This window comes from Enterococcus sp. 4E1_DIV0656 (assembly GCF_002140695.1).
GTDB classification, from domain to species: domain Bacteria; phylum Bacillota; class Bacilli; order Lactobacillales; family Enterococcaceae; genus Enterococcus_D; species Enterococcus_D entomosocium.
In genome coordinates, this window is the sequence record NZ_NGLF01000001.1 from 206,265 (window position 1) to 220,296 (window position 14,032).

Below are 14,032 nucleotides of genomic sequence, written 5' to 3' on the forward strand. Positions count from 1 at the left end.
AAACACCTTTTCTTCCTTGTCTCTGAAGCCAATAGCCCAAGATGACAAAGTGATCCTTTCACTACCTTATTATTCGCTAGATTGTCCTCGTTGACCAATGCTTAACGCGCTTGGGCTTTATGCTTGAAAAGCATTGGTCTTCTGTATTTTGCTAGGTTTCTATGGCGATTGCTGGAACTCATTTATGTTTGTCTAAAAAAAAGAAACCTTGCAGTATGTTTTCTGCAAGGTTTTCTGCTTTTCATAAATCGACTGTAACTACTCAGAATGCTTTAGTGAATTGATTGCTGTAACTGTTCCATAATGTCTTTCGTAATTGTCTCAACGGTGATACCAAGTTCAGATAAAACGTCCGCTGCCCGGTAATTATCATAAAATTTCTTTTCTAAGCCATAGTTTTTGACGACAATCTCACGATCACCCAGGTAGCTGGCAATCATTTGTCCATAGCCACCCTCTCGTATGCCATCTTCCAACGTGACAACGAGTTTGTGCGATCGTGCCACAGCATCCAACAACTCTTTGTCGACCCCTGAAATAAACTTAGGATTGATCACCGTTGGCGTAATTCCATGTTGCATTTTCAATTGTTCTGCGATCTCTTCCGCTAGCGCATAAAAGTTCCCAACACCGACGATGGCTACCTGCGTGCCAGCTTGAGTCACTTCATTTTTTTGATCACTGTAGTCAGTAGAGACTGTCACTGCCATTTCGTTGACAGGTCCAACCGGTACCCGGATCGCAACTGGTGCGTTGGTTTGTTCCAGCGACCAATCCAACATTGCCAGATATTCTTCTTTAGAGGTTGGCGCAAGATAAATAAGGTTGGGAATATGTGCCAAAAATGGAATATCAAAAATTCCCAAATGGCTCTCGTCATTCATGCCGTGAATCGATGCACCATATACCAGAATCGTTCCAGGCAGATGATTTAAGGCCAAATCATGGGAAATTTGATCAAAACTACGTTGCATAAAGGTAGAAAAAACGGCCCAGACAGGTTTTGCTCCATTTTTTGCTAACCCAGCAACCATCGATACCGCATGTTCTTCTGCAATACCTACATCTACAAATTGTTTGCCTGCTTTTTCTCTTTGTTCCGGAGAAAAAAGCAGCATCGGTGTACCAGCGTTTACTGCCACGACTTTAGGATCTGTCGCCATTTTTTCTAATAAATAATCCGTCGTTAAGCTGTTGTATGTTACTTGATTGCCCCCAGCAGAAATATATTCGCCGGTTTCTAAATGAAAGGGACCGCCTGCATGAAACTTTTCACGATTTTCTTCCGCAAACTTGAAGCCTTTGCCTTTGATCGTATGAATGTGTAATAAAACAGGATGATCAATGTCTTTCACTTTTTCAAATAAAGCGATCATGGCAGCGAGATCATTTCCTTCATCCAAATAGTGGTACTCAAAACCAATCGCTTTGAACAGATTGTCTGCTGCTTGCCCCTTGGTTTCCCGCAATGTCCGCAAATTCTGATACATCCCCCCATGATTTTCTGCAATCGATTGGTCATTGTCGTTGAGGATCACGATGGTATTGGTGCCTAATTCCACGATATTGTTCAAGCCTTCAAACGCTAAACCGCCTGATAGAGAACCATCGCCAATCACAGCAACGACGTTATACGTTTCATTTTTTAGGTCACGGGCTTTCGCCACACCATTTGCCAACGAAACTGAGGTGGAGGTATGACCGACCGTAAAGAGATCGTGCTCGCTTTCTTTCGGATTTGTGTAACCAGAAACCGCATCATACTGCGAAGCATCAAGAAAGGCAGGGGCGCGTCCTGTCAGCATTTTATGGATATAAGTCTGATGAGACACATCAAAAATCAGCTTATCTGTGGGAGAATCAAAGACTTTATGCAACGCGATCGTCATCTCAACCATCCCCAGATTGGGGCCATTATGCCCCCCATGGTGACTGATTTTTTCCAATAAAGCAGTTCGTGCTTCTACTACCAGTTCTTGAAGTTGCCCACTGGTCAATTCTTTTAACTCTTTAGGGCTTTTGATTTTTTCTAATAACATGTACGTACCTCCTGTAGTAATGTTTGAATGATTCGTGTGTTTACTCACAAGGAAAAAGACACGAAGTCGAAATGAGTAGATCGTTCTCTGGAATAAAAAAATGCGGCAATCGGAGCTAGACGCTCTTTTTAGAATTCCTGTTAAACCGAGAAATAGCAAGTTATCCTAAAGGGGAATCGTGATTTTTCTGAGTTTCAACAATCGCTGCTCATTTCTTCTATCTAAAAAGATACCACCTAGAGTTGACTTTAGGTCAAGCACTTTTTGTGAATTTATTCTATTTTGATCCTAACATTACGGCACGCCGCCATAATGATATAAAAAAAGATAAGAAGCGCTTGCTTCTTATCTCGGGTTTTACTTGTTCAATGGTCATTCTTAAGAAACCTAAATTTTTTCATTGACCACTTATTCTTCTTTCTCTAAGCCAACAAGCACTCGCTGTTTACGATTCGATTCTTCTGCAACAAAGTTTAAAACTGTTTTCAGTTCGCTAGGCGTTGCCTTTTTCTGTAAGATCGAGAAGTTTCGATGATATTTTATCATGATTGTTTCTACTTTTTCTTTCTCAGTCATTGAGCTTCTCCTCCAATTCTTCCTTTGTGTATGTTAATGGCAAAGCGAACGATACATTGTCAACTGCCATCAACGTATGAGAATGGCGATTTTGAAAATCTTTTATAAAAATATTAACGGTCACATTTTCTTTATACAATTCCTTCATTTTAATCAAGTTATATCTTGATTGAAAAAAAGCATTTATAAAATGTTCTTTAGGAACAAAGCGTCCTTCTATTTTTTCACGTTGCTTCGTATAATTCCAAGCAATAAAAGGATCTTGATAGATATAATAGATAAGCACATCATAATTCTTTTTTAAGCATCGCGCAATATTTTGATCAGCTTTTTTAGTGGGTGAAACAAGAATCATTTATTGCGAGAAGTAAGATGGCAAAAATTTCTGTTAATGAACTATACGCAAAAAAACAGACTACATTTGTCATGCAGTCTGCTTTTCCAACTTTATCTTAATTTAGTGTTTGTCCCACTGTTTTCCGAAAGATTGTTGTTGTGATTCGACATGTCCTCGATGGCCATATACAGGTATTTGATTCAATTGGTTTTCAATTACTTGAAACTCGGTATCTGTAAGCTGTACATCCCAAGCAGCTAGATTTTCCAAAATCCTGCCTCGATTTTTTGATCCAGGAATCGGCACTGCATTCGGGTACTTGTGAAGCATCCACGCCAATGAAATTTGGGCATTTGTCGCCTGCTTTGCTTGAGCGACTTCTGCTAGCATATTTAAAATCGGTTGATTGGCTACGAGGTTTTCTTTAGCCAGCTGAGGGACGAATTTGCGAACATCATCCCCTTCAAAGGATGTATCTGGTGTGACTTTTCCAGATAAAAACCCACTAGCGATTGGTGAAAAAGGAACGACGGCGATCTCGTTCTCAAGACAATAGGGGAAAATCTCTCGCTCACAATCACGCTCAACCATTGAATAGAGATTTTGCACAGCACCAACGGGGGTAATCCCATGTGCTTTAGCAAGTGTCTCCACGGAAACTTGTGAGAGTCCCCATTCTCTGATCATACCTTCTTTGATCAATCGTCCCATCACCTCAGCTATTTCTTCTATAGAAATCTGTTCATTGATTCGATGAAGATAATAGAGATCAATATAATCGGTGCGCAGTTTTTCCATTGAAGCAACCAAATGGTTACGGATGGCTGTGTAAAGAGTTGTGCTTTCATTCACTTCTTTTTCGTCGAGATGATACTTGGTGGCAAGAACAACTTTGTTTCGAAAAGGCGACAGTGCTTTACCCACCAACTCCTCATTATGTCCAGAATAAAACATTTCTTTTCCATAAGCTTCTGCTGTATCAAAAAATGTACAGCCAAATTCGTAAGCTTTGCGAATAGATGCAATACTCTCTTTTTCTTCTGGCACCTTTCCATATCCGTGAGAAAACCCCATACACCCCATTCCGATTGGCGAAACTGCTAAACTTCTGATTTTTCTATTCTTCATATTATAATTCCCTCCTCCATCGATACTTTGTGTGCTCGCTAAGCTAGCTAAACTTTAGCATCTTCGAGTCACTCGAAGTCAAGGAGTTTCTAACAATCATTTTTCTTCCACCTTTTTTCTTTTTGAGGCTCTCAAATAGGAAGCTACTTTTCTCCACAAAATTATCTGTGCTATAATACGCGATATAAAAAGAAAATGATCTACAACAGTTTTTACTAATACGTTCAAACGACTTGCTTGACTTCAGCAAATTATGAAAGGCGTGACCAACATTTACTCTATCAAAGAAGCAGCCACGATCACTGAATTGTCTGAACACACGATTCGCTATTATACCGATATGGGTTTGGTTCCTAGTTTGATCAGGGACAAAAACAACAGACGGGTTTTTAATCAGACTTCCATCAATTGGTTAACTGGTATCAAGAATTTGCGCGAAACAGGCATGTCTTTAGAAGCCATTAAGCATTATATTTCGCTTTGCCTCCTTGGCGATTCGACGATCAAAGAAAGAGCCGACATCATTCAATCGCAAAAAGAAAAAGCGCTCGTTAAACTTACAGAAGCGCAAAAACGAGTCGCTTATTTAGAAAAGAAAAGCAATACCTATCAAGAGCTCATCAACCAGAAAACAGCTTCTAACGATCCATTGAATCCGGCAACTTGGGAGGAGGAAGCAGTATTGCGGAATAGAACTTGAATGAAGATATTTTACCAATGATTTGGATCAATAGACACTTAATTTTTTGATGATTATATTCGTATAGTGCTGAAATAGACTATTCATTACTAAAAAACTGCCATTAAACAGGATTCATTCCCTGCTTAATGGCAGTTTGCTTATTTCCGATACATCTTCAATTCCAAGAACAAATCATTATAGATGCCAAGATACTCAGCACCTAAGTTTTCATAGACTTCGAGGTGTTCCATCAATTCATCGGATGGATAGAACTGTTCGTCTTCGGTGATCTCGTCAGGCAGTAAGGCCATGGCTTCTTGGTTAGGTGTGGAATAGCCGATGTACTCTGCGTTTTGTGCAGCATTCTCGGGTTCCAGCATAAAGTTCAAGAAGGCGTAAGCACCGGCTTCGTTTTGTGAGGTCTTAGGAATGACCATATTATCAAACCACAAGTTGGAGCCTTCCGAAGGGATCACATAATGAATGTGTTCATTTTCGTACATCATGTCGGCTGCTTCCCCAGAAAATGTGACCGCAACCGATGCTTCTTCATTGGCCATGTACATCTTGATTTCATCTGCGACGATGGCTTTGATGTTTGGGGTCATGGTCCGAAGCTTATTGAATGCCTCTTGCAACTGATCATCGTCTTTGCTGTTTAGAGAATAGCCTAAGCTGTCCAAACCTAATCCCATTACTTCACGCGCGCCATCGATCAGCATGATGCTGTTTGCTAATTCGGGTTTCCAAAGATCGTCCCATTGGGTGATCTCACCTTCATCAAAGAATTTATCGTTATAGACGATCCCTAGTGTTCCCCAGAAATAAGGGATCGAATATTGATTGCCCGGATCAAAACTCAGGTCTAAAAAGCGAGGGTCGATATTGTCTAGCCCTTTGATTTTGCTGTGATCCAATGGTTTTAAAAGATTTTGTTCCATCATTTTCTCAATCATGTATTCACTCGGTATGGCGATGTCATAGGACGTACCGCCTTGTTGGATCTTCGTGAACATCGCTTCATTTGAGTCAAAGGTTTCATAATTGACTTTGTAGCCAGTCTCTTCTTCAAACTTACTGATCAAATCAGGGTCGATGTAGTCGCCCCAGTTGTAGATGTTGACGACCTCAGCACCTGCCATACCAGAGGTGCGTTCCAATTCACGGACACCAAAGAGCAAGATCAGGACGATCGCAACAATACCGATAATCAGAGATTGTAGTCGTTTCATCGCAGATTTGCCACCTCCACACGGCGGTTTTTACGTAATTTCTTCGCGCCGTTTTCTTTACTGATAAAGTAATAGCCTACCACCAGAATCATGGAGAATAAGAAGACAAGTGTGCTTAATGCATTGATTTCTAAACTGATTCCTTGACGTGCTCTAGAATAGATCTCTACTGATAAGGTACTAAAGCCATTGCCCGTCACAAAGAATGTCACGGCAAAATCATCAAGTGAATAAGTAAAGGCCATGAAATAGCCGGCGATGATGCCCGGTGTCAAGAAAGGCAAAATGATATTTTTGATGACTTGAAAATTATTCGCGCCTAAATCACGGGCAGCATCGATCATTGAATCGTTCATCTCTTGCAATTTCGGCAAGACCATCAATACCACGATCGGGATACTAAAGGCGATATGCGAAAGCAACACGCTGAAAAAGCCTAAGCTAAACCCACGGAACAAGTTGCCGATCATCGTAAAGAAAATCAAGAAACTGGCGCCAATGATGACATCTGGTGAAACCAGCAAAATATTATTCAAACTCAACAAGGCCGTTCTCGTTCGGCGCTTGCGGGTATAGTAGATGCCCATCGCACCAAATGTGCCAATGATCGTTGCCAGTAATGCTGATAAAAATGCCAGCATAAAGGTGTTCAACACGATGATCATCAAGCGGGTATCTTGAAAGACGGATTGGTAATGTTCAAAAGTGAAACCCGTAAAAGCATTCATGGTGCCTCCTTCATTGAAGGAATAGAAAATCAAATAAAAGATCGGCACGTACAAAAGAATAAAGACGACGATCAGATAAAGATTCGACCAGCGAAATTTTTTCATTTACGTTGCCCTCCTTTTTTCTTTTCTCCCGTAAACAACATCACGAGGAACATGGCGATGATCAAAATGACGCCGATGGTCGAACCCATGCCCCAATTTTGGGTAACGAGAAAGTGCTGCTCGATCGCCGTACCAAGCGTGATCACGCGATTGCCCCCAATCAAACGGGTCAACATGAAGAGGGAGAGCGATGGAATGAAGACGGCTTGGACGCCGCTTTTTACCCCGTTTAACGAAAGAGGGAAAATCACTCGTCGGAAAGTATCATAGCTGTTTGCCCCTAGATCGCGACTGGCACTGATCAAAGAGGGATTCATTTCTTCTAAGGCATTAAAAATCGGCATGATCATAAAGGGCAGTTCGATATAGACGGCAACCGTCAAAAAGCTGAAGTCAGTAAACAAAATCTGCTTTGGTCCAACCCCCATGATTTCTAGGAAGTTGTTGACACTGCCATGAATGCCGAAAATCCCAATAAACGCATAGGCTTTTAACAATAAGTTGACCCACGTTGGTAAGATGATCAACAGCAGCCACAAATCTTTGTGGCGCAGCTTAGTTAAGAAATACGCTGTCGGGTAGCTGATCACTAAGGTAATCAAGGTGATCAAAAAGGCATACCAAACCGAGTTTAAGGTCATGATCAAATATTTGCCAGAACCTAAGTAGCTTTGATAATTGACCAGCGAAAAGTTGCCGTTCATATCAAAAAAAGATTGGTAGATGATCAATAAGACTGGTGCAATAACAAATAGCAATAACCAAAAGACATAGGGTATCGCATAAAAACGACGCATTTTCGTCATTAGCTTTCCCTCCTAATCTTCGTAGCTCTCTAAACGAGCATCAAAATCTTCTTCGGACTCATTGAAACGCATGACGTGGATGTCTTCTGGTTCAAAGGAAAGACCGATCTTGCTTCCTTCAGTGGCTTTTCTTGTAGAGTGAACCATCCATTCGTTGCCTTGTTCGTCGTAACAAATGATTTCGTAATGCACGCCTCGGAACAATTGCGTATCCACTTCAACGACCAGCTTGCCTTTTTCCGCCGTCGTCAAATTCAAATCTTCCGGACGGATCACGATCTCAACGGCTTCATTCGGCCGCATCCCGCCATCGACACATTCAAATTGCTTGCCGACAAACTCCACTAAGTTGTCTTCGATCATCGTGCCTGTGACGATGTTGCTTTCACCGACAAAATCCGCCACGAAATGGTTGATTGGTTCATCGTAGATATCCACTGGTGTTCCGCTTTGGACGATCTTCCCTTTGTTCATGACGAAAATCTCATCACTCATGGCCAACGCTTCTTCTTGGTCATGGGTGACAAAAATAAAGGTGATGCCTAGTCGCTGCTGCAATTCCCGCAGCTCGTATTGCATGTCGGTTCGCAATTTCAAGTCCAATGCGGACAATGGTTCATCAAGAAGCAATACTTTGGGTTCATTGACGATCGCTCGTGCGATTGCGACCCGTTGGCGTTGACCTCCTGACATTTCGCTGATTTCACGATTCTCATAACCAGGAAGTTGTACTAACCGTAACGCTTCTAAGACTTTTTTATTCACTTCATCTTTTGGTAATTTTTTGATTCGCAGACCAAATGCCACATTTTCAAAAACGTTCATATGTGGGAATAAGGCATAATCTTGAAAGACAGTATTCACTTGCCGTTGATTGGCAGGAACGTCATTAATTCTTTGTCCATCAAAATAAACGTCGCCTTCTGTTGCGTCCGAAAAACCCGCAATGATGCGTAAAATAGTTGTTTTTCCACAACCTGAAGGACCTAACAATGTATAAAAGCGACCTTCTTCAATATCAAAACTCACTTTTTTCAAAACTGTTTCATCATCATCAAATCGCTTCACCACATTGTTGAATGAAATTATTGTTTTTCCCACACTCTTTCCTCCTGTACTATAAATAAGAATCTGTCACGACTACAAGCACACGGCTTTTTTTGCCCGCAATATTTTTTAATTGATGCGGCTCAGTCGCCTGATAATAAATCGATTGGCCTTTACGAGCCTTGTACTGCGTTTCTCCTAGTGTCAACGCCACACTGCCCTCTAAGACATAGATAAATGTTTCTGCTAACGATGGTTCAAAGGTCTTGTATTCGCCCGCTTTATCAAAAGTCAGCAAGACTGGCTCCATTTCTTTTTCATTGGAATCGGGAATCAGCCACTTCAATTCATAGCCATTTTCTTCATCATAATAAAGCGTGCTGTCTTCTTCGCGATAAACCACTTGATGCTGCGCATTTTCTTCTCGGAAAAATTCCTCTGGTGTCACGCCTAAAACTTCTAAGATCGTAAAAAAAGTTTCCATAGAAGGCGAACTCAAATCACGTTCCAACTGTGAGATATAGCCTTTCGTCAAATCGGTCCGCTCGCCTAATTCTTCTTGGGTCAAATTCTTTTGAACGCGCAAATTGCGCAGCTTCTCGCCAATCTCCATGTTCATTCCCCCTTTGATTGACACAACTTCAAATAAAAAAGTTTGCTATAAGTAAACTTCATGTTTAATTTCACTTTTTCTAGTATACAAATAATTGCAAAAAACACAAGCCTTTTTTCTTCATTTCTTTGAATTCTTTTCTCCCTAATCAAAAAAGGAGTGATGCTAAATGCTTGTGCTATAAAGGAAACGATTGGCGGTCCCGTCATTTTCGCTTTTCACAGGTTTAAAAGAACATCTTCTATTTTAACGAAGAAAAGGTAGATTTAATAATGATCTGTTTTTACTGATTTTTTGATAAGAAGCCCTGCCTTTTCTTGCTTCACTGGTTAAAAAAATAAAACTTATGGTATTATGAGTACAAACCATCAAAGGAGTGTCTGAAATGACGAATTTCTCTACCTTTCGTGTCATGAATGAACCAAATTTTACTGCTTCACTCACAACTGCAACCCTTGACGAGCTGCCAGCAGGCGATGTGCTTGTCCGTGTTGATTACTCAGATGTTAATTACAAAGATGCCTTGGCAGCAAATGAAAATGGCGGCGTGATTCGCACGTATCCGATGACGCCGGGAATCGATTTAGCAGGGGAAGTCGTGGACAGTCAGTCTGCTGATTTTGCCCCAGGCGATCAAGTTTTAGTGACTGGCTATGGCTTAGGGGTTTCTCACCCAGGCGGTTACAGTCAATTTCAACAGGTCCCAGCCGAGTGGCTCGTGAAACGTTCTGCTGGTTTTTCAGCGAAAGACAGTATGACCTATGGCACGGCTGGGTTCACAGCAGCTTTAGCGGTGCAAGAATTAGAGCAGCTGCACTTAGCAAAAGACGCTGCGATTTTGGTGACAGGTGCGAGCGGTGGCGTCGGCAGTGTCAGCATTGCCTTTTTGAAAAAACTGGGCTATACAAATATAGTGGCGCTATCTCGTAAAACCGATGCGCAATGGTTGTTAGACCTAGGCGCAGCAAAAATCATCCGTCCGGATGAAGTGGTACCCGAAAAGGTCAAACCATTAGCAAAACAATCGTTTGCAGCGGTCATCGATACGGTTGGTGGTCCATTGCTTGCGGCAGTGCTTCCGCAAATCGCTTATGGGGGCGGTGCCTTCTTATGCGGCAATGCTGGTGGGATCAAAATCGAAACGACTGTCTTACCCTTTATTTTGCGTGGGATTCGCGTAATTGGGATCGATTCAGTCAATGTTTCCCATGAGATCCGCACGGCATTATGGGAGAAATTAGCGGGTGAGTGGAATGTGATCGATCAGCTTTACACGAAAGCCATCACTTTGGAAGACTTACCAGAAACGTTGGCAGCTTTATTAGCTGGCACGCACCAAGGACGGACGATCGTTGAGGTGTCACAAGGGCAATGAGAATTTTGATTACGGCTGGCGGTACTTCCGAAAAAATCGATGATGTCCGTGCAATCACGAATCATTCCACGGGTTCACTTGGTCAAGCGATTGCCAATGAATGGCTGCGGTACCCTGAGGTGACCATCGATTACGTTACGACGAAAACTGCCAAGCAACCGCCTACCGATCCACGAGTTACCTGTCATTTCATTGAAGGGACCACGGACTTGTTGGGGCAATTGACCGATTTATTGACGACCCATTCGTATGCTGCCGTGATCCACAGTATGGCAGTTAGTGATTTTACCCCTGCTGCTCATTTTTCAGAAGCAGCCTTTTATGAAGCAATCAACGATGCCCTACCGACTTATGACAACCAGGTCACTCCGGCATTGATGGCACACGTGCTCGAACAATCTGAAGCAACGGCAGGCAAAGTTTCTTCCAATACGGATCATTTGTTTTTAGTGTTGAAGAAAACCCCGAAAGTGATCCAAACCATCAAAGCATTACAGCCGACAACCTTATTAGTCGGATTCAAATTATTAGTCGCCGTCGCGGAAGCCGAGTTGTTTGCGGTCGCACGAAAAAGTCTGCTGGCTAGCCAAGCGGATTATGTGTTGGCCAACGACTTGACGCAAATTTCTGGAAACCAGCATGTCGGACACCTTTTGACACAAGAAGGACAAATCGGGACTGGCCGCACAAAAGCTGAGATCGCAACCTTGATCGTTGACACATTACGCAATGACCTGCGTGCTTAGCTAGATGTTTTTTAGAAAAGGAGAAAGAAACATGAAACAAAAACACGTTCTGCTTGGCGTCAGCGGCAGTATCTCTGCATACAAAGCAGCCGACCTAACCAATGAATTAACCAAAAAGGGCTATGCAGTGGATGTCTTAATGACTCAAAATAGCACACAATTTATTACGCCTTTGACTCTACAGTCATTATCCAAACGCCCGATCCATGTGGATGTTATGCAAGAACGTCAACCAGATCGGATCAATCATATTGAACTAGCCAAACAAGCCGATCTTTTCTTGCTCGCCCCAGCCAGTGCCAACAGTATTGGCAAGCTGGCGCATGGGATAGCCGATGATTTGATCTCAACAGTTGCCTTAGCGTTGCCGTTATCCGTGCCCCGCTTGATTGCGCCAGCCATGAATACCGTCATGTACGAAAACCCGATTGTTCAAAGAAATTTGGGGATTTTGAAAGAAGTCGGCTTCCAAGAGATTGAACCCCGTGAAGCGTTACTGGCTTGCGGTGATTTCGGCAGAGGCGCATTAGCAGCAACAGAAACGATTCTCGAAAAAGCATTGACTGCTTTGGAAGTACGGAGTGTCTAATAATGAAAAAAATATCAACTTTTGAACTTGTCTTAACAGCTTTCTTTTTAGGAATCTTGATTCTTTTAGCATCGGTACCCTTTCTTGGGTTTATTCCCATAGGACCAATCAATGCGACAACGATGCACATTCCTGTGATCATCGCTTCCATTGTATTGGGCCCTCGGATCGGCGGCTTTTTAGGCGGCGCCTTTGGGATCATCAGTATGGTGCGTTCGACATGGATCATCACCCCGCTTTCTTTTGTCTTCTCTCCTTTCGTACCGATTTATGGGAGTGATCAAGGAAGTTGGAAAGCGATCCTCGTAGCGCTGATTCCCCGTATTTTGATTGGTGTCGTTCCTTACTTTGTTTATAAAGGCTGTCAAAAAATCTGGAAAAACAAACAGCAAAGTCTTTCGCTACTGATTGCTGGTGTTGCCGGAGGTTTGACGAATACGATTCTGGTAATGAACTTGATCTACTTCTTGTTCCAGCAAGAATATGCGGAGGTTGTGGGAAAAGCCGGCAATGCTGTTTACGCAGCGATTTTGGGTGTGATCTTCGCCCAAGGCGTGCCTGAAGCCATTGTAGCGGGAATCGCCACGATGGCAGTTGGAACCGTTCTTTTGCGCTTAGTCATGAACCGCAAAAAAAATCGAATCTAAAAAATAGCGACCGCCTAAAGTTAGCTTTTTGGCTAACTTAGGCGGTCGCTTCCCTTTTGAGTGACTCATAAACTTTGTGTCATCTGGAGTGCTTCGACAAGCTCTTGATACTGCTCTTGGGTCAAATACTCTTCATAAAATGTCAGATAATCATCGATATCTGCTTGGGTCAAATAAGGCAGCTCTTGCTTGATTTGCAGTAGCAGTTCCTCGAACTCCTCATCCGTCAGCATATAAGAAGACCAATCATCGGCTTCATCATAGCTATCCCAGTACTCATCATCATAATCATTCTCATACCCATCGTCATAGCTGTCATCCCAGCCATAATCATAGGGAGAAAACAATTCTTCTGGGTCAATCAATTCTTCCGCTGTGGGGATCGCAACGGCAGTATCACTTTTCTTTCCTGTAAAAGTCACCGTAGCTCCGATAGTCGTTTGCAGCTCATCCGCTTGCACGAAGTGAAAAGCCATTTTCTGCTGATTTGTTTTCGTATTGACGGTCATAGCTAAGTCAAACTGCTCGACTTCTTCCAGCATCGTTTCTAATTCGGCGACTTGCTTTTGATCGGCACCGTGTTCTTGGGCATAGGTTGCATAATCTGCCAATTCTTCTTTGGTAAACGTATGGCTGATCGTATCTCCATCTCTTTTGAAAGCATCCGGTTCGAAGGTTTTCAAATAGTCTGCAAACGTCTCATTATGAAAAAGACTGTTCATGGTAAAGAAGTTTTCAGGCGCTTTTTCTGCTTCGGTTGTCTCCTCGTCGTCCTCTGCAAAAGTTCCTTCGCCAAAGTAAGAATCTAAGGTTTCTTGATCGATGCGCAGGTACTTGCCCTCATATTCCCCAGCGTCTGGTGTTGTTCCATAACTGTCATCACCAAATGCGCTGATATACCCTTGCAGTGTTTCATAGATTTCAGCTGACACATACGCTTCTTGTTTTTCAGGATCGACGATCAGCTTGATCGGCAGCTCCTGCCCCCCATAAGCGACTGCCAGATTGAGTAAAATCGCTTTGGTTTCCTTGTCTTGGACGAAGTCCCCTTTAAATGACGAGCCTACTAACTGTGACATCAACATAGAGGCATACCTATCGGCTTCTTGACCGTATTCGCTGCTGTTGCCTATCTCAAAGGTATCGATCGTCGCTTGGAATTCACCAGCATTCGTTGCTTGCTGATTCGTCAACTGTTCGGCAAACTGTTCTTGCGGTAATTTCGTACAGCCACCGAAAAGAAAGGCGAACCCAACAAACAAAATGATGCGTCCCCACTTTTTCATCCTGCTCACTCCTTTTCGTTTATTGTACCGAAGACTGCGAAAGCTTACAATCCTAAGCTCTTTTTATTAGCTCTCATGAAAAAAAGATTGCCCCGG

15 protein-coding genes are annotated in these 14,032 nt (G+C 42.6%); 5 read left to right on the plus strand and 10 right to left on the minus strand.

Annotated features, from left to right (window positions below):
* Positions 1–272: 272 nt before the first annotated feature.
* The 4 genes from A5882_RS00910 to A5882_RS00925 all read right to left on the minus strand — a co-directional run bounded on the left by A5882_RS00910 (position 273) and on the right by A5882_RS00925 (position 4,080).
* Positions 273–2,039 (minus strand): 1-deoxy-D-xylulose-5-phosphate synthase, encoded by a 1,767-nt coding sequence (locus A5882_RS00910; protein ID WP_086372329.1) that lies wholly within the window; start codon positions 2,037–2,039, stop codon positions 273–275.
* 408 nt (positions 2,040–2,447) lie between these two features.
* Complete coding sequence (locus A5882_RS19690) at positions 2,448–2,615, minus strand: hypothetical protein (RefSeq protein ID WP_005234163.1); 168 nt, start codon at positions 2,613–2,615, stop codon at positions 2,448–2,450.
* On the minus strand, positions 2,608–2,970 hold the full coding sequence (locus tag A5882_RS00920) for a zeta toxin family protein (protein WP_016621603.1): 363 nt from the start codon (positions 2,968–2,970) through the stop codon (positions 2,608–2,610). Before A5882_RS00920 ends, A5882_RS19690 begins: the two co-directional genes overlap by 8 nt.
* A gap of 102 nt (positions 2,971–3,072) precedes the next feature.
* A complete protein-coding gene (locus tag A5882_RS00925) occupies positions 3,073–4,080 on the minus strand; it encodes an aldo/keto reductase (RefSeq protein ID WP_008380731.1) in 1,008 nt (335 codons plus the stop codon).
* 253 nt (positions 4,081–4,333) lie between these two features.
* Between A5882_RS00925 and A5882_RS00930 the strand changes: the two genes are divergently transcribed.
* A complete protein-coding gene (locus A5882_RS00930) occupies positions 4,334–4,780 on the plus strand; it encodes a MerR family transcriptional regulator (RefSeq protein WP_016612709.1) in 447 nt (148 codons plus the stop codon).
* Between the two features lie 140 nt (positions 4,781–4,920).
* Here A5882_RS00930 and A5882_RS00935 read toward each other — a convergent pair whose 3' ends face one another.
* The 5 genes from A5882_RS00935 to A5882_RS00955 are packed head-to-tail and all read right to left on the minus strand — an operon-like array spanning position 4,921 to position 9,293.
* The gene (locus A5882_RS00935) at positions 4,921–5,994 is read right to left on the minus strand and encodes a PotD/PotF family extracellular solute-binding protein (RefSeq protein ID WP_005234158.1); all 1,074 of its coding nucleotides are present in this window, start codon (positions 5,992–5,994) and stop codon (positions 4,921–4,923) included.
* Positions 5,991–6,827 carry an ABC transporter permease gene (locus A5882_RS00940; RefSeq protein ID WP_005228535.1) on the minus strand — a complete coding sequence of 279 codons (837 nt, stop codon included), beginning with the start codon at positions 6,825–6,827 and terminating at the stop codon, positions 5,991–5,993. Before A5882_RS00940 ends, A5882_RS00935 begins: the two co-directional genes overlap by 4 nt.
* Positions 6,824–7,633, minus strand: coding sequence for an ABC transporter permease (locus A5882_RS00945; protein WP_005234157.1), 810 nt, complete (start codon positions 7,631–7,633; stop codon positions 6,824–6,826). The genes A5882_RS00940 and A5882_RS00945 overlap by 4 nt, the downstream gene beginning before the upstream one ends.
* Positions 7,634–7,645: 12 nt before the next feature.
* Positions 7,646–8,734: an ABC transporter ATP-binding protein gene (locus A5882_RS00950; protein ID WP_005228533.1), complete on the minus strand. Its 1,089-nt coding sequence runs from the start codon at positions 8,732–8,734 to the stop codon at positions 7,646–7,648.
* Positions 8,735–8,750: 16 nt separating this feature from the next.
* Complete coding sequence (locus A5882_RS00955; RefSeq protein WP_015510239.1) at positions 8,751–9,293, minus strand: helix-turn-helix domain-containing protein; 543 nt, start codon at positions 9,291–9,293, stop codon at positions 8,751–8,753.
* Positions 9,294–9,678: 385 nt separating this feature from the next.
* Between A5882_RS00955 and A5882_RS00965 the strand changes: the two genes are divergently transcribed.
* The 4 genes from A5882_RS00965 to A5882_RS00980 are packed head-to-tail and all read left to right on the plus strand — an operon-like array spanning position 9,679 to position 12,650.
* Positions 9,679–10,668, plus strand: a complete 990-nt coding sequence (locus A5882_RS00965; protein WP_061053175.1) for an acryloyl-CoA reductase — start codon at positions 9,679–9,681, stop codon at positions 10,666–10,668.
* Positions 10,665–11,414: a phosphopantothenate--cysteine ligase gene (coaB, locus tag A5882_RS00970; protein ID WP_061053176.1), complete on the plus strand. Its 750-nt coding sequence runs from the start codon at positions 10,665–10,667 to the stop codon at positions 11,412–11,414. The genes A5882_RS00965 and coaB overlap by 4 nt, the downstream gene beginning before the upstream one ends.
* 31 nt (positions 11,415–11,445) lie before the next feature.
* Positions 11,446–12,003, plus strand: coding sequence for a phosphopantothenoylcysteine decarboxylase (gene coaC, locus A5882_RS00975; protein WP_005228528.1), 558 nt, complete (start codon positions 11,446–11,448; stop codon positions 12,001–12,003).
* A gap of 2 nt (positions 12,004–12,005) precedes the next feature.
* Complete coding sequence (locus tag A5882_RS00980; protein WP_061053177.1) at positions 12,006–12,650, plus strand: ECF transporter S component; 645 nt, start codon at positions 12,006–12,008, stop codon at positions 12,648–12,650.
* A gap of 65 nt (positions 12,651–12,715) precedes the next feature.
* On the opposite strand, the gene A5882_RS00985 is transcribed toward A5882_RS00980, so the two are convergent.
* Positions 12,716–13,936 (minus strand): hypothetical protein, encoded by a 1,221-nt coding sequence (locus A5882_RS00985; RefSeq protein WP_061053178.1) that lies wholly within the window; start codon positions 13,934–13,936, stop codon positions 12,716–12,718.
* Positions 13,937–14,032: the final 96 nt, after the last annotated feature.